Origin of the sequence: Bacillus sp. SIMBA_074, assembly GCF_046534555.1 — a bacterium.
GTDB lineage: Bacteria > Bacillota > Bacilli > Bacillales > Bacillaceae_G > Bacillus_A > Bacillus_A mycoides.
This window is the reverse complement of sequence record NZ_JAWRYM010001275.1, coordinates 1-234: the sequence shown is the minus strand read 5'-3', so window position 1 is coordinate 234 and position 234 is coordinate 1. Positions and strand designations below refer to the sequence as shown.

Here is a 234-nt window from a genome sequence, read left to right as displayed (position 1 = left end):
CGCGCGGTCGCCGAGGAGCCTTTCGGGCGCGAGGCGCAGCGCCGCCTGGCGTTCGAGGTGACCGCGCTGGTGCGCGGTGTCGAGGCCACCGAGGCCACCATCGCCGCCGCCCAGGCGCTGTTCGGCCAGGGCGAGCTCTCCGACCTCGACGCCGCGACGCTGGAGGCCGCGCTCCGCGAGCTCCCCAACACCACCCGCACCGAGCCGCACGCCACGGTGGCCCAGACCCTCGTC

At 76.9% G+C, this 234-nt stretch carries 1 pseudogene; it reads left to right on the top strand.

The features are described from left to right. A pseudogene (locus tag SB773_RS34815) lies at window positions 1-234 on the top strand (hypothetical protein); the annotation flags it as partial.